This is a genomic window from [Clostridium] aerotolerans DSM 5434 (genome assembly GCF_000687555.1).
Classification (GTDB): Bacteria; Bacillota; Clostridia; order Lachnospirales; family Lachnospiraceae; genus Lacrimispora; species Lacrimispora aerotolerans.
This window is the reverse complement of sequence record NZ_JHWJ01000005.1, coordinates 53,431-74,002: the sequence shown is the minus strand read 5'-3', so window position 1 is coordinate 74,002 and position 20,572 is coordinate 53,431. Positions and strand designations below refer to the sequence as shown.

General features: G+C 42.8%; 25 protein-coding genes. 1 reads left to right on the top strand and 24 read right to left on the bottom strand.

Annotated elements, in window-relative coordinates; all coding sequences use genetic code 11:
- Positions 1-99: 99 nt before the first annotated feature.
- From T546_RS0108690 to T546_RS0108670, 5 genes are all read right to left on the bottom strand, one after another.
- The gene (locus tag T546_RS0108690; protein ID WP_026891278.1) at positions 100-1,323 is read right to left on the bottom strand and encodes an ABC transporter substrate-binding protein; all 1,224 of its coding nucleotides are present in this window, start codon (positions 1,321-1,323) and stop codon (positions 100-102) included.
- 132 nt (positions 1,324-1,455) lie between these two features.
- Positions 1,456-2,466, bottom strand: coding sequence for an NAD(P)H-dependent glycerol-3-phosphate dehydrogenase (locus tag T546_RS0108685; RefSeq protein ID WP_026891277.1), 1,011 nt, complete (start codon positions 2,464-2,466; stop codon positions 1,456-1,458).
- A 15-nt stretch (positions 2,467-2,481) separates the two neighbouring features.
- On the bottom strand, positions 2,482-3,123 hold the full coding sequence (plsY, locus tag T546_RS0108680; protein WP_026891276.1) for a glycerol-3-phosphate 1-O-acyltransferase PlsY: 642 nt from the start codon (positions 3,121-3,123) through the stop codon (positions 2,482-2,484).
- A 1-nt stretch (position 3,124) separates the two neighbouring features.
- Positions 3,125-4,453, bottom strand: a complete 1,329-nt coding sequence (der, locus tag T546_RS0108675; protein WP_026891275.1) for a ribosome biogenesis GTPase Der — start codon at positions 4,451-4,453, stop codon at positions 3,125-3,127.
- The gene (locus tag T546_RS0108670; RefSeq protein ID WP_026891274.1) at positions 4,446-5,813 is read right to left on the bottom strand and encodes a radical SAM protein; all 1,368 of its coding nucleotides are present in this window, start codon (positions 5,811-5,813) and stop codon (positions 4,446-4,448) included. Before T546_RS0108670 ends, der begins: the two co-directional genes overlap by 8 nt.
- Before the next feature lie 201 nt (positions 5,814-6,014).
- Between T546_RS0108670 and T546_RS0108665 the strand changes: the two genes are divergently transcribed.
- Positions 6,015-7,193: a ribose-phosphate pyrophosphokinase gene (locus tag T546_RS0108665; protein ID WP_026891273.1), complete on the top strand. Its 1,179-nt coding sequence runs from the start codon at positions 6,015-6,017 to the stop codon at positions 7,191-7,193.
- 85 nt (positions 7,194-7,278) lie between these two features.
- Here T546_RS0108665 and pgeF read toward each other — a convergent pair whose 3' ends face one another.
- From pgeF to rpe, 19 genes are all read right to left on the bottom strand, one after another.
- Positions 7,279-8,124 (bottom strand): peptidoglycan editing factor PgeF, encoded by an 846-nt coding sequence (gene pgeF, locus T546_RS0108660; protein WP_026891272.1) that lies wholly within the window; start codon positions 8,122-8,124, stop codon positions 7,279-7,281.
- 22 nt (positions 8,125-8,146) lie between these two features.
- Positions 8,147-8,491, bottom strand: a complete 345-nt coding sequence (locus T546_RS0108655; RefSeq protein WP_026891271.1) for a YraN family protein — start codon at positions 8,489-8,491, stop codon at positions 8,147-8,149.
- Between the two features lie 17 nt (positions 8,492-8,508).
- Positions 8,509-9,150: a ribonuclease HII gene (locus T546_RS0108650; RefSeq protein WP_026891270.1), complete on the bottom strand. Its 642-nt coding sequence runs from the start codon at positions 9,148-9,150 to the stop codon at positions 8,509-8,511.
- Between the two features lie 60 nt (positions 9,151-9,210).
- Complete coding sequence (gene ylqF / locus T546_RS0108645) at positions 9,211-10,062, bottom strand: ribosome biogenesis GTPase YlqF (RefSeq protein WP_026891269.1); 852 nt, start codon at positions 10,060-10,062, stop codon at positions 9,211-9,213.
- A 9-nt stretch (positions 10,063-10,071) separates the two neighbouring features.
- Entirely contained in the window at positions 10,072-10,623 is a 552-nt protein-coding gene (gene lepB, locus T546_RS0108640; protein ID WP_026891268.1) for a signal peptidase I, read from the bottom strand.
- Between the two features lie 63 nt (positions 10,624-10,686).
- On the bottom strand, positions 10,687-11,034 hold the full coding sequence (rplS, locus tag T546_RS0108635; RefSeq protein ID WP_026891267.1) for a 50S ribosomal protein L19: 348 nt from the start codon (positions 11,032-11,034) through the stop codon (positions 10,687-10,689).
- 141 nt (positions 11,035-11,175) lie between these two features.
- The gene (gene trmD, locus T546_RS0108630) at positions 11,176-11,922 is read right to left on the bottom strand and encodes a tRNA (guanosine(37)-N1)-methyltransferase TrmD (protein ID WP_026891266.1); all 747 of its coding nucleotides are present in this window, start codon (positions 11,920-11,922) and stop codon (positions 11,176-11,178) included.
- An 18-nt stretch (positions 11,923-11,940) separates the two neighbouring features.
- Positions 11,941-12,450, bottom strand: coding sequence for a ribosome maturation factor RimM (gene rimM / locus T546_RS0108625; RefSeq protein ID WP_026891265.1), 510 nt, complete (start codon positions 12,448-12,450; stop codon positions 11,941-11,943).
- 124 nt (positions 12,451-12,574) lie between these two features.
- A complete protein-coding gene (locus tag T546_RS0108620; RefSeq protein WP_024835976.1) occupies positions 12,575-12,802 on the bottom strand; it encodes a KH domain-containing protein in 228 nt (75 codons plus the stop codon).
- A gap of 15 nt (positions 12,803-12,817) precedes the next feature.
- The gene (rpsP, locus tag T546_RS0108615; protein ID WP_024835977.1) at positions 12,818-13,060 is read right to left on the bottom strand and encodes a 30S ribosomal protein S16; all 243 of its coding nucleotides are present in this window, start codon (positions 13,058-13,060) and stop codon (positions 12,818-12,820) included.
- 83 nt (positions 13,061-13,143) lie between these two features.
- Positions 13,144-14,496 carry a signal recognition particle protein gene (ffh, locus tag T546_RS0108610; protein WP_026891264.1) on the bottom strand — a complete coding sequence of 451 codons (1,353 nt, stop codon included), beginning with the start codon at positions 14,494-14,496 and terminating at the stop codon, positions 13,144-13,146.
- A gap of 11 nt (positions 14,497-14,507) precedes the next feature.
- A complete protein-coding gene (gene ylxM, locus T546_RS0108605; protein WP_026891263.1) occupies positions 14,508-14,858 on the bottom strand; it encodes a YlxM family DNA-binding protein in 351 nt (116 codons plus the stop codon).
- An 85-nt stretch (positions 14,859-14,943) separates the two neighbouring features.
- Positions 14,944-15,615, bottom strand: a complete 672-nt coding sequence (locus T546_RS0108600) for an alpha/beta fold hydrolase (RefSeq protein ID WP_026891262.1) — start codon at positions 15,613-15,615, stop codon at positions 14,944-14,946.
- Between the two features lie 11 nt (positions 15,616-15,626).
- Positions 15,627-15,992: a VOC family protein gene (locus T546_RS0108595; protein ID WP_026891261.1), complete on the bottom strand. Its 366-nt coding sequence runs from the start codon at positions 15,990-15,992 to the stop codon at positions 15,627-15,629.
- A 92-nt stretch (positions 15,993-16,084) separates the two neighbouring features.
- Entirely contained in the window at positions 16,085-17,371 is a 1,287-nt protein-coding gene (serS, locus tag T546_RS0108590) for a serine--tRNA ligase (protein WP_026891260.1), read from the bottom strand.
- A 130-nt stretch (positions 17,372-17,501) separates the two neighbouring features.
- Entirely contained in the window at positions 17,502-18,344 is an 843-nt protein-coding gene (locus tag T546_RS0108585; RefSeq protein WP_026891259.1) for a pyridoxamine kinase, read from the bottom strand.
- A 9-nt stretch (positions 18,345-18,353) separates the two neighbouring features.
- Positions 18,354-18,941 carry an ECF transporter S component gene (locus tag T546_RS0108580; RefSeq protein ID WP_026891258.1) on the bottom strand — a complete coding sequence of 196 codons (588 nt, stop codon included), beginning with the start codon at positions 18,939-18,941 and terminating at the stop codon, positions 18,354-18,356.
- 309 nt (positions 18,942-19,250) lie between these two features.
- On the bottom strand, positions 19,251-19,913 hold the full coding sequence (locus T546_RS0108575; RefSeq protein ID WP_026891257.1) for a thiamine diphosphokinase: 663 nt from the start codon (positions 19,911-19,913) through the stop codon (positions 19,251-19,253).
- A complete protein-coding gene (gene rpe, locus T546_RS0108570; RefSeq protein WP_026891256.1) occupies positions 19,910-20,572 on the bottom strand; it encodes a ribulose-phosphate 3-epimerase in 663 nt (220 codons plus the stop codon). Before rpe ends, T546_RS0108575 begins: the two co-directional genes overlap by 4 nt.

Below are 20,572 nucleotides of genomic sequence, written 5' to 3'. Positions count from 1 at the left end.
CATACCAACGCACCTCATTCGTTGTTTATTTTAAAAAAGAGGGTCGTCCCTTGGACGACCCTCCATTGGGTCATTTACCAAATGATATTTGTTTCCAAATTACATTGCGTTATAAACACCATTTACAATCTTAACAGCCTTAGGAGCTTTATCAGGCTCACCGTCAGCAGTCCATTTCATGTTCTCTCCGGTTAAACCGTTGATTGTGATTTCAGTCATGGCTTTCTTTAATCCGTCACAGATGGTAGAAGCGTCCATATCTGCAGTCACGCCTGCTTTTTCAGAAGCAGCCTTGATTGCATAAATTGCATCATAGGCATCAGCAGCAAACTGGTTTGGTGTCTCTTTGTATTTCTCTTTGTAGGAAGCTACAAACTTCTGGGTTAACTCATCCTTAGCGTCAGCTGCGAATGGTGTCAGAAGCATTACATTCTCTGCTAATGTTGTATCGAAGTTCTCTACGTTTAAAAGACCGTCAAGACCGTCACATCCAAAGAATGATGTTTCAAAGCCCATCTGCTTTGCCTGTGCAAGGATCAAAGCTGCCTGAGAATAGTAAATTGGAAGGAATACCAGCTCAGCACCAGAATCCTGTGCCTTCTGAAGCTGTACGGAGAAATTAGTGTTGTTATCAGCAGTAAAAGCTTCATCTGCTACGATTTCAATTCCCTGGTTTCCTGCTTCGGAAATGAACTTATCATGAATACCAGTGGAATAAACATCAGAGCTGTCATAAATAACTGCTACCTTGGTTGCCAGCTTGTTTTCACCGATGTACTGCGCTGAAGCGGAACCTTGGTTTGGGTCTGAGAAGCATACACGGAACTGATTCTCGAACTTTGTACAGTCTACAGCAGAACCGGATGGAGTTAACTGGAACATATTGTCATTGCTTGACTCTGCGCCTACAGCGATACAAGGAGCAGATGTAACAGTTCCCATTAATACCTGCATTCCCCAGTCTTTTAAGGTATTGTAAGCATTTACAGCTTTCTCTGTATCACCCTCATCATCCTGGAAATTGTACTCGATCTGAGCGCCGCCGATACCGCCGTTTGCATTAATCTCATTAATTGCAAGCTCAGCACCATTCATAACAGCCTGTCCATAGATTGCGGTGCTCCCTGTGATCGGTCCGATGCCACCAATTTTAATGGTGCCTTCGCCAGATGCTTTTGGTGCTTCTGTCTTTGCGCCTTCTGATGCTTTCGTATCTGCACCAGTAGTACCTGAACCAGAAGATTGTCCACCACAAGCAGTCAGGGAGGCTGCCATGGCAACTGCCATAGTAACGCTCAATAACTTCTTCATAGATTTTTTCATAATCCATTCCTCCTCATGAAATGATTTGATATATACAGTTCCTCTGACTATATATACATAGTCTTTATAATAAAATGGCTTTAAAAAAATGTCAACTGCTTTTATTTTAAATATAAAAAAAATCAGTATCCATTATTCTTCCCACGGGAGGTCGGAACTTTCGATTGTCTTATCACGAAGCATGAGATCTTTTACCGCATCAGAAGCAGATTTATTGTTAAATAAAACTTCATTTACCTGTTCTACAATGGGCATGGAAACTTCGTATTTTTCAGAGAGAGCAAGCGCAGCCTTGGCAGAGTAAATACCTTCTACCACCATCTTGACTTCCTTTGTTGCCTCTTCCATGGTTTTTCCCTGACCGATTAAAATACCGGCTCTTCTGTTTCTGCTGTGCATGCTGGCACAGGTAACAATCAGGTCACCAATGCCGGAAAGTCCGCAGAAGGTCTGGAACTTACCGCCCATGGAGGTGCCAAGTCTGGAAATCTCAGTAATACCTCTTGTAATGAGAGCTGCTTTCGTGTTATCTCCATACCCCAGTCCGTCAGCGATTCCGGCTGCAAGTGCAATGACATTTTTTAAAGAACCGCCTATTTCTATTCCATGGATATCCGGGCTTGTATAGACCCGGAACACTTCATGCATAAAAATTCCCTGAATGTATTCCGCTGTCTTTCTGGTACGGGCACCTGCCACACAAGTGGTTGGAAGTCCTCTGCTCACTTCTTCGGCATGGCTTGGGCCGGATAAGACTGCCACATCTGCCATGGGAAGCTCTTCTTCCAATATTTCTGAAAGGGTCATAAGCGTGGATTCTTCAATGCCTTTTGCAACATTGACAACTACCTGGCCATACCGACAGTACGGATTCATCTTTTTTGCTGTGGAACGGACATAAATAGAAGGAACCGCAGTCACCAGAATGTCCCGTCCAGTCATGGCTTCTTCAAGGTCCTCTGTAAAGGCCATATCCTCTGGAAGTACCAGCTCTGGAAGAGTATGATGTCTCCTCGTCGTTTTCATCTCAACAATCTCTTCTGGAAGTGCCGACCAAACCGTCACCTCATGCTTATTATTATATAGAAGAGATGCCAAAGCAATACCCCAGCTTCCCGATCCGATTATTCCAATTTTTGCCATTTCCTACACCTCATTTTATTTTTTTCCAAAGTTTAGGGAGATTTTATTCTCTGTACCACGGACAAGACGTCCAATATTTGCCCGATGACGCCAAAACGCCAATCCGCTGATCAAAGCTGTTATTATGTAGAACTCGAAAAGCAGCCCCTGATCGATTCCATAAGCCCCTAATGTGGCAAAAGCAGCCAGCCAGGTAAAAAGTATCACTGCCACTACCAGTGAGCCTAAGGAAACGTACCTGGTAATGATTACAATAGACAAAAAGGCAACGAAGCATAAAAGCGTCATACGTAAATCGGTAGCTACAATTAAGCCAGCGGTAGCCGCAATGCCCTTTCCCCCTTTAAATTTCAAATAAAAGGGATAGTTGTGGCCTAATATAACTCCAAGACCTGTATACATCATCAGCAAATACACCAGCTCTGGTTTATCTTTGAAGATCACCCGGATTAAGAGGCAGGGAAGCAGGGATTTTAAGAAATCTCCAAAAAATACCACTGCTCCTGCCTTTGCACCCATGACCCGTAAGGCATTGGTAGTACCGGAGTTTCCGCTTCCATGGTTACGGATATCAATCTTATGTGCTTTACCATAAAGATAACCGGTCTGTATCAGACCAAATAAATAACCAGCCAAAAGACAGATAATTCTTTCCATACTATTGTTCCTTTCCGCTTCTTTCTCTATAAATAATTTTAAGGGATGTTCCTTTAAAACCAAAGGATTCCCGAATCCTATTTTCAATATATCTTGTATAAGAGAAATGGGTCAGTTCCTTGTCATTGACAAAGATTACAAAGGTCGGCGGCTTAACAGCAACCTGGGTGATATAATAAAGTCTAAGTCTCTTTCCTTTGTCAGACGGCGGCTGCTGAAGAGCTACTGCCTCTGTCATGATTTCATTTAACACTCCTGTAGCGACTCTTAAAGTCTGGTTCTCACGAACCATATCAATCAGTTCGAAGAGTTTATTCATTCTCTGCCCTGTCTTTGCAGAAATAAAAGCGAATTCAGCATAAGGCATAAAGGAAAGGGTGTTTTTAATATTGTTGGTATATTCGTAAATGGTCTTGTCATGTTTTTCAATGGCATCCCATTTATTCACGGCCACAATAATACCTTTTCCCCTGTCATGGGCAATTCCTGCAATCTTGGCATCCTGCTCGGTTACGCCTTCCTCTGCATCAATTACAACGACCACCACGTCTGCACGCTCTACAGCCGATACGGTACGGATAATGCTATAGCGTTCCAGCTCCTCTTTAATCTTGCTCTTACGTCTTAATCCCGCGGTATCAATGAATACATATTCTGTACCATTGTGAACGATTTCCGTATCCACGGCATCTCTGGTGGTACCGGCAATATTGGATACAATAACACGGTTTTCTCCCAGAAGCTGATTTATAATAGAAGATTTACCTACATTAGGCTTTCCAACGATAGCAATTCTTGGGCGGTCATCTTCATCCTCGCCCTCTTCTGCCTCACCAAAATGCTTGATGATATCATCTAAAAGCTCTCCCAGTCCAAGTCTTGAAGCTGCAGATACTGGAACCGGATCACCTATTCCCAGATTGTAGAACTCATAGACATCATTGCCGAACTTCTGGAAGCTGTCTACCTTATTAACTGCAAGCACCACTGGTTTTTTTGATTTTCTAAGCATATCTGCAACCTTTGAGTCGGAATCCACAAGACCCTGGCGCACATCCACGATAAATACAATGACATCGGCGGTAGCAATGGCAATCTCCGCCTGCTCCCTCATCTGGGACAGAATGATATCCTTGCTATCCGGTTCAATACCGCCTGTATCGATCAGGGTGAAATTTCGGTCCAGCCAGCTGCAGTCCGCATAGATTCTGTCTCTGGTGACCCCTGGCGTATCTTTTACAATAGAAATGGTATCGCCAGCTAAAACATTAAACAGCGTAGACTTTCCTACATTCGGTCGGCCTACGATGGCAACGATTGGTTTACTCATATAATATCTCCTTTAATTCGTATCCGTCATAAGAAGCTTCGTTCTCTTTTACCGGCCCCAAAACAGCCTGTACTAAATCCTGACCGCTTGATTTTACAATATCTACCTGTACTTGTAAAGCTTTTTGTACATCGGTCCGTGTCAGGTCATCGAGAAATACTTCTTCTCCACTGCGGAACATACATTCCGGAAGCAGAAGTCTGCTTCCAAGATTTTTATCCTTTAATTGACTGATTAAGTCCTGGCCGGTAATCAGACCTGCCACTGTTATCTGCTCCCCGAAAAAAACATTGGTAATGGTATATACACGAACCTTTCTCCCCGGAAATTTCTCCATGATTTTTTTTGCATGATCTTCAATATACGGGGCAGCCAGTTTTCCTGTTGCAATGGCAACCTCTTCTTCCATATTATCCTGTTCCAGCTTATTTAAGGCTTCTGTGACCTCTTCTTCTAAAAGTCTGGTCATTCCCACACCATTTTCCAGCTGAACGTAACCGTCATATCGTTCTTCTTCCGGCATGGAACGTCCCGCCAGAATATAAAATTCATCACTGACATGGATAAAGTGGCTGCCATGAGCTTTAAAAAGCTTCTTTTGCCACTTCTCTACGGTATCGATCACCTTACTTGCATCATCGCTGTTTAATGGTTCCAAGGGATATAAGCCGTCACGGAATTTGGATACACCTACAGGGACGATGGATACGCTCTTCATGTGAGGAAGGTACTCTGATAAGTCCTTAATCGTCCTCTCAAGCTCCTCTCCGTCATTGACGCCTTTACATAGAACAATCTGCCCATTCATTGGGATCCCGGCGTCGTAAAGCTGTTTGATTTTTGAAAGAGCTTCTCCTGCAAAACGGTTATGAAGCATCTTGCACCGTAACGCAGGATTGGTGGTATGAACCGATATATTAATGGGAGCCAGTTTAAACTCAATAATTCTGTTGATATCCTTCTCGCTCATGTTGGTAAGGGTCACATAATTTCCCTGAAGAAATGACAGTCTGGAATCGTCATCCTTAAAGTATAGTGTTTCTCTCATACCAGGAGGCATCTGATCAATAAAACAGAAAATACAGTTATTTCGACAAGTACGATATTCACTCATCAAGCCATTTTCAAATGTGATTCCAAGATCCTCATATTGATTTTCTATTTCCAGTTCCCATTCTTCCCCGTTTTCTTTTCTGACAACCATAAGAATGGATTCATTATTTATATAATATTCATAATCAAAAATGTCTTCCAGCTCCTTGCCGTCTATAGAAATTACGGCATCTCCAGGAACTAATTCCAGCTGATCTGCAATGGAATCCGGATCGACTTTTTTAATAATATGTCCTCTTTTGCTCATATTTGTTTCCCTTTCTAGTGCTATACTAATATATCATAACAAGATTGTCTCTCTTTGTAAAGGAAGCGTTTTTTGTTTTTTTCACGAAAATACAACAATTTCTATTGACGCATTCTGTCTATCAATGGTATAAAAGGGGTAAGATAAGAAACAGGCAGATAAAAAGCTGGCTGTTCATTCATTATGGAGGAATTCTTTATCATGGCAAATGATTATGTATTTAAAGACCAACTGCCTGTTGCGCCCTTAAAACTTGCGGCACTGGAAAGCTGCCGGGAACTGGCTGAAAAAGTAAACGACCACATTGTAGGTTTCCGCAGAAACGACATCGAAGAATTAAAACGCCGTGAAGCTGATCTTCACTACCGCGGATACGATGTAAATTCCTATCTTCTTGACTGCGAATGTCCACGCTTCGGCAGCGGAGAAGCAAAAGGAATTATCAAAGAATCTGTTCGCGGAACGGATGTTTTTGCTATGGTAGATGTAACAAATTATAGTATACCCTATACAGTCAATGGTTATATCAACCATATGTCACCAGATGATCATTTTCAGGATTTAAAGCGAATTCTGGGAGCATCCTGCGCAACAGCACACAGAGTCAGCGTAATCATGCCCTTTCTTTATGAGAGCCGTCAGCACAAAAGAACCAAGAGAGAATCTTTAGACTGTGCCATGGCTTTGGAAGAACTTGTTCACATGGGAGTCAGCAATATCATCACCTTTGATGCTCATGATCCAAGAGTTCAAAACGCTATCCCATTAAGTGGATTTGACAATTTCATGCCTACTTATCAGTTTATCAAAGCAGTATTAAAGCAGTATCCGGATCTTAAGATTGACAAAGAGAACATGATGGTCATCAGCCCTGATGAAGGTGCTATGGATCGTGCCGTTTATCTTGCCAACAACTTAAGTGTTGATATGGGTATGTTCTATAAAAGAAGAGATTACTCTAAAGTAGTAGGCGGACGCAATCCGATTGTTGCTCATGAATTCTTAGGTGCTTCTGTAGAAGGAAAAACCGTGCTGATCGTGGATGATATGATTTCATCCGGTGAAAGTATGCTGGATACAGCAAAAGAGTTAAAAGAGCGTAAAGCAGATAAAGTAATTGTTTGCTGTACCTTTGGACTCTTTACCAATGGTCTTGAAAAATTTGATGAATATTACAGCAAGGGCTTTATCGACCGCGTGGTGACCACCAACTTAAACTATCGCCCGGCAGAGCTGTTAGACCGGGAATGGTATGTGGAAGCCGATATCAGCAAATACATGGCTGCGATTGTGAACTCCTTAAATCATGATGTTCCAATCAGCACAGCATTAAGCTCCACTGAAAAAATACAGAATCTGTTGAAAAAATATAAAGCATAACATCAACGAAACCTGGCTGCAGCGCCTGGATAATGATAAACTTCCAGCGCTGCAGCCAGGTTTTTTTGAACCTGAATGCCTTTTCTTATTCTGAAAGGGAAAGAAATGCCGCCAGATTCCCTCTCTCATTACCTGTAGTCCGGTGAGAAAACAAATGATCTGAGTTACAATGGGTACAGATATCTGTAACTCCTAAATTTTCCTTCCTTATTCCAGCTTCCAAAAGTATGATTTCGTTTGCCTTCCAAAGATCCAGCCAGTATTTCCCGTTTTCTTTGGGAGTATAAATCTCCTCCCAGTATTTCTCATGAAATCCCTTTTGAAATTCCTGAATCACTTCAACTCCTACCTCATAGCAGTTTTTGCAAATACTGGGACCGATGCACGCAATGATATCTTCTGCTCTGGAATGGAACGCTTCTCCCATTCTTTTCACGGTCTCTTCTCCCATTCTGTTCACGGTACCTCTCCAGCCAGAATGGCTTAAGCCAATTGCTTTATGAACCGGGTCTAAGAAGTACAGGGGCACACAGTCCGCGTAAAAGGTCACAAGTGTAATTCCCGGAACATTGGTTATTAACCCGTCCACATCCTTATATTCTCTTTCTTTGAAAATACCTTTCCCAGCGTCAGCTTCCGTTACAAGCCGTACATTGGTGGTATGGGTCTGATAGGATAACACCATCTTTTCTACATCAACGGAAAGTGCCTTTGCCATCCGTCTGTAGTTTTCAGTCACATGCTCTGGATTATCACCTCTGGTATAGGTGAAATTCATGGTCGCGTACTTCCCCTCACTGACTCCTCCCATTTTCGTGGAAAAGCCCTGTTTTACAAGACCTGTATCTTCCAGGATTGGGAATGAAAAGTAAGGGACTTCTTCTGAGACCTTATAATTTAAATAGCTGCCTTCTCGTGCACGTTTCCACATATCTTTCATCTATCTTCCTCCATTAAAATGCATCTTTAATGAGCCGGATCTCTTCGCCTAATATGGTTACCACATCAAATCTGCAGGGTGTGTCCTCTCCGTAACGGTTAAAGTACAAGTAACCTCTGGCAGCGTTTCTGATTCGCAGCTGCTTTCTTCCATCAACAGCTTCCGCCGGATCACCCTTTGAAAGATTTTTCCGGTACTTCACTTCAATGAATACCAGCTGGTTCCCGTCCTTTGCTATGAGATCAATTTCTCCCATTTTATTTTTATAATTATGTATCAGTATTTCATAGCCGGCTTTTTGAAGATAGTCGGCCGCGACTACTTCATATTCTGTTCCGATTTCTCTGTTGCTCTTCAATGAACTATGGCCTCTCCCTAATCTGTAAAGTTCTTGATGAAACTGCGGCGGTGAATGGGGCAGGGACCATATTCTTTCAGTGCACTGATATGAACCGCTGTGCCATACCCTTTGTGCTTTGCAAAGCCATATTGAGGGAATAAGGTGTCGTACTCTTCCATCATATGATCTCTTGTTACCTTTGCTAACACGCTGGCGGCTGCTATGGATACGCTCTTTGCATCCCCTTTTATAATGGGAACCTGTTCCATTCGAAGGCCCGGAATGGTAACGGCATCATTTAGAAGCACCTGGGGTTCAACTCCAAGTTTCCCAACTGCCTGCCTCATAGCTTCATAGGTCGCCTGTAGAATATTGATCTCATCCACCTTCTCTGCACCAATGACTCCAACGGCGTAAGCCACGGCCTTTTCTTTGATTTCCAAAAACAGAGCTTCTCTCTTCTTTTCTGAAAGCTTCTTGGAATCGTTTAAGTATAGGATCTGACAATCTCTTGGCAGTATTACGGCTCCTGCCACAACAGGGCCTGCAAGAGGTCCTCTTCCTACCTCATCAATGCCGCAGAGCAGCACATGGTCTTCATATCCGTATTCGTACTCTTTCATCTTCTCTAAGCGTTCCTGTTCCGCTAAGAGTTTTTCTTCTGTTAATTCTCTCATTCTCTTTGCTCCGCCTTTTTAATGGAAAAACAGGGCCGCCCAAAAAGAGCCGCCCGCATTTTACTCTGCTTTTTTTATAGGAAATTCCAAGGTCATGCGTCCAAGCTTTCCGTTTCTGTAATCATCGATTAATATATTGGAGGCTTTGATCAAGTCGTATTCCCCACCCTTTTGAAGGCAGGCTCTGGCTTTCGCCACCTCCTCAAGTATCTGATACTCATCTTCCGTTTCTACTCCGAACCGTTCCTTAAGAACATTGGGATAATCCCGTTTTAAAAAACGGATCAGCTCTATCGCCAGCTCGTCTTTATTTAAAATCTGGTCATTAATTGATCCAATGAGGGCAAGACGGATTCCCACCTGCTGATCCTCAAATCTTGGCCATAAGATTCCAGGAGTATCAAGAAGCTCCAGACTCTTATTCAAACGGATCCACTGGTTGCCTTTAGTAACTCCCGGCTTATTTCCTGTTTTTGCACAAGCTTTTCCTGCAAAGGAATTAATAAAGGTAGACTTTCCTACGTTAGGGATTCCTACAACCATGGCACGCACCGGCCGGTTTAATATTCCCCTTCTTCGGTCTCTTTCTATCTTTTCCTTACAAGCTTCCTGAACCACACCGTTAATCTGCTTAAGACCAGAGCCGCTTTTTGAGTTCACCTTAACTACATGAAAACCCTGAGCCTCAAAATATTCTGTCCATGCATTGTTATAGCGCTCATCTGCAAGATCTGACTTATTAAGCAGGACCATACGTGCCTTTCCAGCTCCCAAATCATCGATATCCGGATTTCTGCTGCTTAGTGGAACTCTTGCGTCCACCAGCTCAATAATCAGATCGATTAATTTGATGTCTTCTTTCATAGCCCTTTTGGCTTTGGTCATATGACCTGGATACCATTGTATATTCATAACATTCCTCTATTTCGAACGAATTAATTCCATCTTTACCAACGGCAGCATCCGAAACCACACCTTACCCTGGATCTGACCACTGCTTACATTACCGATATTAGCAAATCGGCTGTCTTCACTGCTGTCTCTGTTATCTCCCAGCAGGAAGTATTCTTCTTCTCCCAGCTTTACTGGTTTTTCCGCCAGTCCAGCCAGAGATACCCGGCCAAGACCTGCCGGTTGTTTTAATTTCTCACCATCAATGTAGATCTCTTCATTTTTAATCTGCACGGTTTCACCCGGCAATCCTATGACCCGCTTTACATTCATCTTACGGTCTTCTCTTTGAAACACCACCACGTCAAATCTGCCGGGATGTCCAAAATCATAAGCCAGACGGTCCATCAACACCACATCCTCTGATGAAAGAAGGGGATACATGGAATGCCCTGCAATTACAATCTGCGTTCCCAAAGAATAAACCAGAAACCATGCAAATGCGATTACTACAACAATATCAACAATCCAGTTGATTACATGACGGAGCTTATTATTGTCATCACTGTGATAAAATTCCATACCAAACACCCCATCTACTAAAGAAAGGGACAATTTGCATTGTCCCCCTCGCCTGTTCCGGAATTATTTAACTAATTCTTTAACCTTAGCAGCTTTACCGATTCTGTCTCTTAAGTAGTATAGTTTAGCTCTTCTTACTTTACCCTTTCTTACAACTTCAATGTTGTCTACGGAAGGGGAATGTAATGGCCAGGTCTTCTCAACGCCGATACCGTTAGAATTCTTTCTTACGGTAAATGTTTCTCTAGCGCCGCCGTTCTGTCTCTTAATAACGGTTCCTTCGAAAATCTGGATTCTTTCACGGCTTCCCTCTTTGATCTTGTTAAATACTTTAACAGTATCTCCAACGTGGAAAACCGGTACGGTCTGCTTTAACTGTGCTGCTTCGATATTCTTAATAATTTCGTTCATTGTGTGAACCTCCTTGATTTTTATTTGATGTTCTTAATACTTCATACGAAAAATCCGTAACAGAGGAACATCTCCTTTTCATCACAACATTTTGTATTTTATCATAAAGGACTATGGATTGCAAGTCCTTTCTTTCTTAAATTATACCCGGTTTTCCCGCTCATTTACAAGGTTTTTTAAATATTCTGCCTCTTTTTTTGAGAGGGCTGCTCCCTGTAAAAGATCGGGCCTGCGCTCAAGGGTCCGTTTAATGGATTGTTCCCTTCTCCAGGCATCAATATTCTTATGGTGACCGGATAAAAGGACCTCTGGAACCTTTAAGCCCTTGTACTCTTCCGGACGGGTATACTGGGGGTACTCTAGCAGGTTATCGTGAAAGGATTCAAATTCTGCTGAGGTATCGTTATTTAATACTCCTGGAATCAGGCGGGAGATACAATCAATCATAACCATGGCAGGCAGCTCCCCACCGGTAAGCACATAGTCTCCAATGGACAGATAATCCGTAGCAATCAGTTCCAGAGCCCTTTCATCAATGCCTTCGTAATGGCCGCAGAGAAAAACAAGATCATCTTCCCTTGCCAGCTCTTCTGCAATCTTCTGGTTAAAGACCTTCCCCTGGGGAGTCATATAGATGACACGGGGCTTTTTACCGATTTTTTCGCACAGATCATCATAAGCGTCACAGATGGGCATGGGCTGCATGACCATTCCTGCTCCGCCGCCGTAAGGGTAATCATCCACATGGCGATGCTTGTCCGTAGAATATTCCCGGATATCAATGGCCTCTATGGAAAGCAGCCCTTTTTCTGCCGCTCTGCCGATGATGCTGGTATGAAGTCCGTTTAAAACCATTTCCGGAAACAGGGTCAATATATGATAATTCATTTGCTTTACTCCTCTGCCTTAATCCAGAAGGCCGTCCATGATGTGGACCGTAACGATTCCTTCTTCTATATCCACCCCAAGAACACATTCCTTAATTGCAGGAAGCAGGACATCTTTCCCTTCCCCGGTTCTTACTTCATAGACATCATTGGCTCCTGTTTTTATCACATCCGTCAAAGTACCAAGTTCTGCTCCATCCTCAGTCACCACACGCAGTCCGATGAGATCGATGATAAAATTCTCATCCGGTCCGAGTTTAACCGCCTGGTCTCTGGATATCAGCAGATCTTTGCCCTTATATTTTTCTATTTCATCAATGGAATCGAATCCTTTGAATTTAAGGATGACCATATTCTTAAAAAACTTTACTCCCTGTATTTCCAGATCCATGTGCTCCCGTCCTGTATCTAACATCACCTTTTTTAAGGATTTAAAACGGGCGGGGTCATCTGTGGTTGGAAAAACCTTTACTTCTCCCTTTACTCCATGGGTAGAAGAAATTACACCGACTCTCAACAAATTTTCCATCTGTCTCTCCAAATCATACAAAAGAAACCGGATATAGCTACCCGGCTCATTTCAAGAAATTAAAATGCTTCTTTAAAAGAACAAAAGAAGACCGTCTTCCCGACAGGTCGGCGGTCTTTTATGATTACTGTATTTCTACGGTAACCTTTTTGTCTTCTTTGGAAGCTGCTGCTTTTATGACAGAACGAATCGCTTTTGCAATTCTACCCTGTTTGCCAATAACCTTACCCATATCGGAAGGTGCAACCGTAAGCTCAAGGACAATTTCATCATCCTTTACAGTCTCAGTAACAGCAACCTGATCAGGATTATCAACCAGTGCTCTTGCAATTACTTCTACTAATTCTTTCATATGCTTCACCTCTCACTACTGGATACCGGCGATCTTTAAAAGCTTGCTTACAACTTCTGTTGGCTGAGCACCTGTTGCCAACCACTTTTTAGCGTTCTCTTCGTCAAACTTGATTACGCTTGGTTCTGTGGTAGGATCATAGTAACCAATTTCTTCGATAAATCTACCATCTCTGGGAGATCTGGAATCTGCAACTACAATTCTATAAAAAGGAGCCTTTTTCTGACCCATTCTTTTTAATCTCATTTTTACTGCCATTGTGAAATTCACCTCCTTAAATCTAAATTTTAAAGCTATATATAGCGAACGCAGGAATCTGCCTTGCTAACCTCTAAGTAATATTAAAACGGTAATTTCAGTTTACCAAGTAATCCGCCTCCATGACGCTTGCCGCCGCCCATCATTCCCGGAAGCTGCTTCATCATCTTTTTCATCTGGTCAAACTGTTTGACGATTCGGTTTACCTCACTGATATCCACTCCGGCACCCTTTGCTACCCGCTGCTTTCTGGAAGCATTCTTCATGAGTTCAGGGGTGGTCCGTTCCTTGGTCGTCATGGAAAGAATAATGGCTTCCACACGGTCCATGGCTTTTTCGTCAAAATCAACGTCTTTTAATTGTCCCATACCAGGCATCATGCTCATAATGCTGGCCATACCGCCCATATTCTTGATCTGGCTCATCTGATCTAAAAAGTCATTGTAATCAAACTCTGCTTTCCGGATCTTCTGGGATAACTCTTTTGCTTTTTCTTCATCCACCTGGCTTTCTGCCTTTTCAATGAGAGAAAGAATATCTCCCATACCAAGGATTCTTGACGCCATACGGTCGGGGTAAAACTGTTCCAGATCGGAAAGCTTCTCTCCCATACCTACATAAAGCACCGGCTTACCGGTTACGGCACGGATGGAAAGGGTGGCTCCGCCTCTGGTATCACCATCAAGCTTAGTGACAATAACACCGTCAATACCAATCTTATCATTGAACATTCCGGCAACATTCACCGCGTCCTGTCCAGTCATGGCATCAACTACCAGAATCGTCTGATCTACGTCTATGGCCTCTTTAATCTCAATAAGCTCATTCATCATGTCTTCATCAATATGAAGACGTCCAGCCGTATCAAGAATTACTACATTCTGGTCATTCTTGGCTGCAGATGCAATGGCTGCCTTAGCGATATCAACAGGCTTATGGTTTTCACCCATGGAGAATACCGGCACGCCCTGTTTTTCTCCGTTGATCTGCAGCTGCTTAATAGCGGCCGGACGATATACGTCACAAGCAACGAGAACAGGTTTTCTGCCTTTTGCCTTTAGCTTACCGGCAATTTTAGCAGTTGTCGTGGTTTTACCGGCACCCTGAAGACCAGCCATTAAAATTACGGTCATATCACTGGCCGGCTTTAACTGAATCTCCGTGGTATCAGAACCCATTAAGTTAATCAATTCTTCGTTTACAATCTTTATTACCATCTGCCCCGGAGTCAGACTGTTCTGGACATCTTGTCCAATGGCCCGCTCCTGCACAGCGCTGATAAACTGTTTTACAACCTTAAAGCTTACGTCAGCTTCCAGTAAAGCCATCTTAACTTCTTTAAGGGCTGTTTTTACGTCGGCTTCAGACAAACGTCCTTTGCCTCTTAAGTTTTTAAATACGTTTTGTAATTTATCGGATAAGCTTTCAAAAGCCATCTAACGCCCTCCTAATGAGCTTCCAGCTCAATGATTTCGCCCGATATCTCTTTGATGCGATGGATCAGTTCCATGTCTCTTTTCTCAGAGAATTCTTTGGTCAGGCTCTGGATTTCTATTGCCAGTTTTTTTGTGCGTTCAAACTTATCTACAAGATGAAGCTTTTCTTCGTAACCTTCCAGAATCTTATTGCACCGCTTAATGAGGTCATGTACCCCCTGGCGGCTGATTCCCTGTTCTTCTGCAATCTCACTTAATGACAGATCATAAAATACCACATCTTCATAGATATGTCTTTGATGCTCCGTCAAAAGCGCTCCATAGAAATCGTACAGCAATCCCTGTCTTGCAATCTTTTCCATATCATCACCTGTGATATCATACAATAATTTCTGACGGGTGTCAAGTGTTTTTTCTTTACACCCTGTTATAAGATGGAACGGTAATTCACTGCCGAAGAGGAGATGCCAAAAATTTCTTTATAATATAATAAAGCTTCTCACTGTGGACGATATAGCTTCCATGGCCTTCCCTGGGAAGAATCCGCAAAAAGCTGTGGCGGATCTTTTTTGCAAGATACCGGGTATGGGATTCTTTTATCATATCCCATTGCCCGGCAAGTATCAAAGTTGGTACGGAAATTTTCCCAAGCTCTTTTGCTGTGATCCGGGGCTCTGTCTGAATCATGCGTCTCCTGTGATCAAAGGTCAGCTTTTCTGTAAATGCAAACAGCTTAAGCCACAAGCGTTTCATTCCCCGGGGATCCGAATTGGCTCCGCATAGGATCAGCTTTTTAAAAAGGCCGGGATACCGGATTCCAAGTAAAAGACCTACAATTCCTCCGTCGCTGTAGCCGCAAAAATATGGGTTTTTAAGATTCAGCTTCCTGGCAAACTCCGCCACATCCGCTGCCATCTCCTCATAACCAAGTGTTTCCACCCGGCTGCTTTTTCCATGGCACCTTGAATCTAAAAGATAGACGGTATAATCCTGACTTAGCTTATTGGCTGTTTCCCGAAAGATCCGGTGATCCTGGGCATTGCCATGAACCAGTACAATGGCTGGCCCGCTTCCTGAAACCTCATAATATAGTGTGACTCCGTTTACATCAATATACACAGACAATCTCCTTATCTGGCAGGAACGATCTCAATCCAGTAACCGTCGGGATCACTGATAAAATAGATTCCCATGCCGGGATTTTCAAAGCAAATGATTCCCATTTCCTTATGCTTTTTATAGAGCTCCTCATATTCATCCACATGAAAGGCAAGATGAAATTCACATTCTCCTAAGTTGTAAGGTTCCTTCCGGTCTGTCAGATAAGTAAGCTCCAGGGTGAAATCACTTTTGCCATCTCCCAGAAATACAAGCTTAAAGGAACCATCCCCTGCTACCTTCTCCCTCACCGGGGTAAGATCCAGTGCCTCTTTGTAAAATTTTAAGCTTTTTTCCAAATCTAATACATTGAAGTTAAAATGGTTGAATTTAATCATATGATTGATCCTCCTTTTTTAATAAGGGCTGCTGCAAAATGAAGCTCTGATTTTTCTCATCAGCATTCTGCAACAGCCCTGTAACCTGGCTATTATTTTGGCATAATTACTTTATTACCGCCCATATATGGCTGTAACGCTTCCGGAATTCTTACACTTCCATCGGCCTGTAAATTGTTCTCTAAAAATGCGATCAGCATTCTTGGAGGAGCTGCAACTGTATTGTTTAAGGTATGAGCGAAATACTTGTTTCCATCCTCAGCAGAGACTCTGATTTTCAGTCTTCTCGCCTGAGCGTCTCCTAAGTTAGAGCAGCTGCCCACCTCAAAATATTTCTTCTGTCTTGGAGACCATGCTTCCACATCCACAGATTTTACCTTTAAATCAGCAAGATCACCAGAGCAGCACTCTAAGGTTCTTACCGGAATATCAAGGGTACGGAATAAGTCAACGGTATTCTGCCATAGCTTCTCATACCAACCCATGCTCTCTTCCGGCTTGCAGACTACGATCATCTCCTGCTTTTCGAACTGGTGGATTCGGTATACGCCTCTTTCTTCCAGACCGTGAGCTCCTTTTTCTTTACGGAAGCAAGGAGAATAGCTGGTAAGAGTTTGAGGAAGTTTTGCCTCTGGAAGAATGGTATCAATAAATTTACCGATCATGGAATGCTCGCTGGTACCAATGAGATATAAATCTTCGCCTTCAATCTTATACATCATGGCATCCATCTCAGCAAAGCTCATAACACCAGTCACCACTTCACTGCGGATCATGAAAGGAGGAACACAGTAGGTGAATCCACGGTTGATCATAAAGTCTCTTGCATAGGAAATTACAGAGGAATGAAGTCTTGCAATGTCACCCATTAAATAATAAAAACCATTACCTGCTACTTTTCTTGCACTGTCAAGGTCAATGCCGTCAAAGCGTTCCATAATGTCTGTATGGTAAGGAATCTCAAATTCAGGAACGACTGGTTCGCCGTAACGCTGAACTTCTACATTCTCACTGTCATCCTTTCCAATTGGTACACTTGGATCAATGATGTTAGGAATGGTCATCATGATCTTTTTGATTTTTTCCTCAAAATCACGTTCCTTTTCTTCCAGAGATGCCAGATGCTCAGAAGCATCCGTTACTTTTTTCTTAAGCTCTTCTGCTTCCTCTTTCTTGCCCTGTCCCATTAAGGCACCGATCTGTTTGGAAAGTTTGTTTCGTTCTGCTCTTAGAGCATCCCCTTCCTGCTTCGCTGTTCGGTTTTGCTCATCCAGTTCGATGACTTCATCCACCAATGGCAGCTTGCTGTCCTGAAACTTCTTTTTCATATTTTCCTTTACAATTTCAGGATTTTCTCTTACAAACTTCAAATCTAACATGGTATTCCTCCTGGTTTCTTTTCAATATTCTTTGCGGAAACAGATCCACATAATAATCTGCCGTTGATTATACTACAAAAAAAGGGCAAAGAAAAGCCCCTTTTCCTAAAATTCCCCTTATTTCACCTGATTATCTGTGTCGAATGAGCAAAGAAAGGAGTTCTTCGAAACAAACTCCGTTTTCAACCGGAACATTTAATTCGTCTGACTTTAAAATACATGCTTTCACAAAATCAGCCGCTTTTCTGACGCCAGCTCTTAATGAGGCTCCCTGAACGGCATAGGCGGCTACAATACTGGAGAATACATCTCCGGTTCCAGGCCTTTCATTCCCCACATGCCGGGTTCTTATAAAATGGTGGGTTCCATCCGCTTCCAGAACAACATTCGTCACGAAGCCGCCTTCCTTTACTCCTGTAATCACAACGGAATCAGGTCCTAATTCTCTGATTTCTTCCGCCATCTGAATCAGCTCGTTTCGGCGAAAGCCTTCCTTTTGGTATTGCCTTCCAGTGAGGATGCATGCCTCGGTCAGATTGGGAGTAACGATATTGCCGTATCCCACAAGCTCTTTCATCCGGCTGCACATCTCAGGGGTATAGGTCTGGTACGCTTTTCCGTGATCTCCCATAATAGGATCAATGATTACTTTGCCTTCCTTTGATCCAAATTCCTTTATCATATCAATGACGATCTGAATCTGGGCTTCTGATCCAAGAAATCCGCTGTATATTCCGTCAAAGGACAAGTGAAGTTTCTTCCATTCCTCAATATACCGGGGCATCTTTTCTGTATAGTCATCAAAAAAATAAGTCGGAAACCCGGTGTGATTGGATAAAATGGAGGTAGGTACCGGACAGCACTGTATCTTTAAAGCCGAAAGGATGGGAATGACCACCGTCAGAGAACAGCGCCCGTATCCGGATAAATCGTTTATCACAGCAATCTTTTTCTGATGTTTTTCTGATGTCATAAATAGCTCCTATTTGAGTTTTGATAATAATCCTGATTTTGCCAGGGCAGTGCGAAGCGGCATATAAACTGCTACGGATACAATGGTCGAAGTCACAGCGTTAATGGAGGTTGCGGCTATATTATAGACCAGTGACACCTCTGCGGCAGGCTTTCCAAGAATGAGGAGTTTATAGTAATAACCAACCAAAGGATCAAAAATAACATTGAATAACAGACCTCCTACGGCCGCGATGACCGTCCATAAAAAGATATGCTTTCTATCAGAAGTCTCACCAATTTTACCAACTTTATGTGCCAGAAAGCCGGTAATGAGTCCGATGCACAATTTTAATATAAAAGTTTTTGGTGCGTAGATCACGTAGACCGGATCAAAAAGATCCCCTATGGTCATTCCAATAGCTCCACCAAGGCCTCCATAAAGACCGCCAAGGATAAGAGCTCCTAATACACATACTGCATTTCCAAGATGTATGGATGTGGCATCCCCTCCCGGAAGCGTGATTTTAAATTGCAGAAATGTAAATACAACGTAAGACATGGCTGCAAACAGACCGGTAAGTGCTACCTTATGTATTCTGGTATTGGCTCTGTTCATTTCAATTCCTCCCTTGCTGCTTTTAGTTGTTCCCTATCTTAGCATGCAAGTGGAGTGATATAAATATCCAGTTTTGATATTTTAAACCATACCACTCGTTTTCTTTTTCTATAAAATTTACGGTCTATTGTAGAGGGCTGATTGTAACGTTTTATGATAACAATTAAAATGTAAGTAAGTTTTACAGAATACAAAAACGCCTTGAACCAGAATCTAAGAGTGAAATAAGACTGGTCAAGACGCGGTTATAAAGTCTGTATGTCAGGCAGGCCATGGAACATCAGCCCCATGTATCCCATAATTGATTCCTTAGTCATGAGATTCCACACATACAAGTATCCCGGAATCAAATTCCATCCTTCCAACGGGTCCGGTCAGTTCGTTGCTGATACAGAGACTGGTTCCGATGGTGATGTCTTTTTTGTAAAGGGGATACTTAAAACCGGTGAGGGTAATGCCTGTTACCTCTTCACTTAAGGGCAGAAAAGAAATATATTTTCCATAAATCTTATCCCGTTCAAAGGTTCGGCTATGCTCTGTAACGGTAATCCAGTTCTTTTCGTCTACGATAGCTGCTTCAATCCCTTTTTCTAAAGCGAAATAAAGAAGATGAAGATTCCCCAGGAAGTGATCTAAGCGGCCGCCGGTTGCTCCAAGAAGAATAAGCCTGGTACAGCCAAGACGGAGTGCTGTATGGATTGCCAGCTCAGTATCCGTCTCATCTTTCTCCGGCTTGTGAATCTCCCAGGCAGTAGAAAGAGACCTGCTTTTAAATTCATTTAAGACCTGTTCATCTGCGGAATCAAAATCTCCTACAATGGCATCTGGTATCAGCTCCAGATGTAAGACAGCATTTAAGCCCCGGTCTACAGCAATGATTTTGTCAAAGGTTCTGTCCTTAATAAATTCCCGGGCAAAGCCATGGTCAATGGGGCCCCCTGTAACGATCAATCCTGTAATTTCTTCTTTCACCCTTCATATTCCTCGAATATTTTCAAAAAGTCTCTGGTGTTTGCTACGGCATCGCCCTTAAAGACGGCTGAGCCTGCAACAAAAACATTGGCGCCAGCATCAATCAGTTCCCTCACATTATCACAGGTAACACCGCCGTCCACCTGTATATCTGTATCAAGTCCCCGTTCCTTGCAGATGTTTCTTAAATCCCGGATTTTATTAAGAGTATAAGGAATGAATTTTTGTCCCCCAAAGCCTGGATTTACTGACATAATAAGAACCATATCGAGCTCAGGAAGGATACAGTCGAGTACGGATAACGGAGTAGCCGGATTAAGAGCAACTCCCACCTTTAGACCAGCCTCCTTGATCTGATTGACCGTACGGTCCAGATGAATACAGGCCTCCGCGTGGACACAAATTAAATCTGCACCGGCAGCCTTGATATCACTGATATAGCGTCCTGGATCCTCTACCATCATATGAACATCAAAAACCCGGTCTGTACAGCTTCTTAAGCTGCTTATTACTGGCATTCCAAATGATATACTGGGTACAAATGCCCCATCCATTACATCCAGATGAATATACTGTGCTCCTGCCAAAGACACATCTGCTACCTGCTGACCAAGATTTTTGAAATCCGCAGCTAATATAGAGGGGGCAAGTTTTAACAT

Bases quoted from the DNA above. Each gene is read 5' to 3' on its own strand.
- T546_RS0108690 (WP_026891278.1), bottom strand. From the start codon at position 1,323: ATGAAAAAATCTATGAAGAAGTTATTGAGCGTTACTATGGCAGTTGCC.
- T546_RS0108685 (WP_026891277.1), bottom strand. From the start codon at position 2,466: ATGGCAAAAATTGGAATAATCGGATCGGGAAGCTGGGGTATTGCTTTG.
- plsY (WP_026891276.1), bottom strand. From the start codon at position 3,123: ATGGAAAGAATTATCTGTCTTTTGGCTGGTTATTTATTTGGTCTGATA.
- der (WP_026891275.1), bottom strand. From the start codon at position 4,453: ATGAGTAAACCAATCGTTGCCATCGTAGGCCGACCGAATGTAGGAAAG.
- T546_RS0108670 (WP_026891274.1), bottom strand. From the start codon at position 5,813: ATGAGCAAAAGAGGACATATTATTAAAAAAGTCGATCCGGATTCCATT.
- T546_RS0108665 (WP_026891273.1), top strand. From the start codon at position 6,015: ATGGCAAATGATTATGTATTTAAAGACCAACTGCCTGTTGCGCCCTTA.
- pgeF (WP_026891272.1), bottom strand. From the start codon at position 8,124: ATGTGGAAACGTGCACGAGAAGGCAGCTATTTAAATTATAAGGTCTCA.
- T546_RS0108650 (WP_026891270.1), bottom strand. From the start codon at position 9,150: ATGAGAGAATTAACAGAAGAAAAACTCTTAGCGGAACAGGAACGCTTA.
- ylqF (WP_026891269.1), bottom strand. From the start codon at position 10,062: ATGAATATACAATGGTATCCAGGTCATATGACCAAAGCCAAAAGGGCT.
- lepB (WP_026891268.1), bottom strand. From the start codon at position 10,623: ATGGAATTTTATCACAGTGATGACAATAATAAGCTCCGTCATGTAATC.
- rplS (WP_026891267.1), bottom strand. From the start codon at position 11,034: ATGAACGAAATTATTAAGAATATCGAAGCAGCACAGTTAAAGCAGACC.
- trmD (WP_026891266.1), bottom strand. From the start codon at position 11,922: ATGAATTATCATATATTGACCCTGTTTCCGGAAATGGTTTTAAACGGA.
- rimM (WP_026891265.1), bottom strand. From the start codon at position 12,450: ATGGAAAATTTGTTGAGAGTCGGTGTAATTTCTTCTACCCATGGAGTA.
- T546_RS0108620 (WP_024835976.1), bottom strand. From the start codon at position 12,802: ATGAAAGAATTAGTAGAAGTAATTGCAAGAGCACTGGTTGATAATCCT.
- rpsP (WP_024835977.1), bottom strand. From the start codon at position 13,060: ATGGCAGTAAAAATGAGATTAAAAAGAATGGGTCAGAAAAAGGCTCCT.
- ffh (WP_026891264.1), bottom strand. From the start codon at position 14,496: ATGGCTTTTGAAAGCTTATCCGATAAATTACAAAACGTATTTAAAAAC.
- ylxM (WP_026891263.1), bottom strand. From the start codon at position 14,858: ATGGAAAAGATTGCAAGACAGGGATTGCTGTACGATTTCTATGGAGCG.
- T546_RS0108595 (WP_026891261.1), bottom strand. From the start codon at position 15,992: ATGATTAAATTCAACCATTTTAACTTCAATGTATTAGATTTGGAAAAA.
- serS (WP_026891260.1), bottom strand. From the start codon at position 17,371: ATGTTAGATTTGAAGTTTGTAAGAGAAAATCCTGAAATTGTAAAGGAA.
- T546_RS0108585 (WP_026891259.1), bottom strand. From the start codon at position 18,344: ATGACATCAGAAAAACATCAGAAAAAGATTGCTGTGATAAACGATTTA.
- T546_RS0108580 (WP_026891258.1), bottom strand. From the start codon at position 18,941: ATGAACAGAGCCAATACCAGAATACATAAGGTAGCACTTACCGGTCTG.
- rpe (WP_026891256.1), bottom strand. From the start codon at position 20,572: ATGTTAAAACTTGCCCCCTCTATATTAGCTGCGGATTTCAAAAATCTT.